We start from the raw sequence: 1714 nt of genomic DNA, 5'->3' as shown, positions 1-1714 counted from the left end.
GTGTGCCGGCCCGGGGTGAGTTCGTGGAGGCGGGTTCGGAGCTTGAGCAGCGGTTGGCGGGGATCTGGTGTCAGGTGTTGGGCCTGGACCGGGTCAGCGTCACCGCCAGCTTCTTCGACCTCGGCGGGCACTCGATCAACGCCATCGCACTCGTCGGCGCGCTGCGCAACGCCGGCCACCCGGTCTCGGTCCGCGACGTCTTCGTGCACCGCACCGTCGCCGCGCTCGCCGCGCACCTCACCGCCCAGCAGGCCACGACCGAGGAGACCACCGAGGCGGTACCGGCCTTCCAGGCGGTCGCCCCGTTCAGCCTGATCGGCGCCGAGGACCGGGCTCTGCTCCCGGCCGGCCTCGCCGACGCGTACCCGTGTGCCCAGGTGCAGCTCGCCATGCTGGTGGTCACCCTCACCGACCAGGAACGGCGTACGTACCACAACGTCTCGGCGTTCCCGATCACCGACGGTCAGCCGCTCGACGCCGACGCGCTGCGCCGGGCCGTCCAGGCCGTCGTGGACCGGCACGACATCCTGCGTACCTCGTTCGCCCTGGACGGTTACTCGGTACCGATGCAGCTCGTGCACGCCGACGTGCCGGTCGACATCACCCTGCTCGACCTGCGGGACCTGCCGACCGAGGAGGCCGAGACCCGGCTGCGGGCGTACATGGCCGCCGAGCGGGCCACGCCGTTCCGGCCCGACGAGGTACCGCAGATGCGCATCGCCGGTGCCGTCGGGCGGGACGACCAGTGGTGGTTCGTGCTGACCATGTCGCACGGCATCCTGGAAGGCTGGAGCCACCACTCCCTGCTGATGGAGATCCTCGACAACTACCGCAGCGTCCGGGACACCGGTGCCCTGGCGGCCTTCGACGCCCCGCCGGTCCGGTACGCCGACTTCGTCGCCGGTGAGGTCGAGTCGCTCGCGTCCGACGAGGACCGCGGTTACTGGCAGGACGTCGTCGCCAAGCCGGTCTTCGAACTCCCGCCCGGCTGGGGCGAGGACGAGAGCGTGCCGGCGTACGAGTGCGGCACCCGGGTACCGCTGCACGACCTGATGGACGGGCTGCGCGACCTGGCCAGCCGGACCGGCACGTCGCTGAAGAGCGTCCTGCTGGCCGCGCACCTGAAGGTGATGAGCCAGCTCACCGCCGAGCCCGTCTTCACCAGCGGCCTGGTCTGCCACGGCCGGCCCGAGGTGACCGGCGCCGACCGGGTGTACGGCATGCACCTGAACACCCTGCCGTTCGTGCACGACGCGCGGGTGGGGACGTGGCGGGAGCTGATCCGGCAGACGTTCGACACCGAGCTGGCGTTGTGGCCGCACCGGCGGTACCCGCTGCCGGCCGTGCAGCGGCTCGGTGACGGGCGCCGCCCGATCGAGATCCTCTTCAACTACCTGGACTTCCAGCAGGTCGACACCGAGCGGGTCGGCTTCGTCGACGCCATCTACGAGGCCAGCGGCGAGTTCGGGCTGCACGTCTCCACGCTCGACGGGGTGCTCAGCATCCTGGCCCAGCCGCACGTGGTCAGCTACCCCAACGTGGTACGCCTCGGCGGCATGTACCGCGCGGTCCTCGACGCCATGATCGCCGATGTGGACGGGGATGCCCGCGCCACGTACCTGCCGGAGTCCGAGTTGCCGGTGGTGTTGGTGGATGGGGTGCCGGTGGTGGAGCCGGTGGTGCGGTCGGTGTTGGTGGAGGTGGAGTCGCGGGT

At 71.0% G+C, this 1714-nt stretch carries 1 protein-coding gene; it reads left to right on the top strand.

What is annotated here, in order from left to right; translation table 11 throughout:
- Positions 1-1714 (top strand): condensation domain-containing protein (locus GSF22_RS33380; RefSeq protein ID WP_244454591.1); only part of this gene is annotated, 1714 nt, incomplete at both ends.

Origin of the sequence: Micromonospora echinofusca, from assembly GCF_017614955.1 — a bacterium.
Lineage (GTDB): Bacteria > Actinomycetota > Actinomycetes > Mycobacteriales > Micromonosporaceae > Micromonospora > Micromonospora echinofusca_A.
This window is presented reverse-complemented; position numbering and strand designations above follow the sequence as displayed.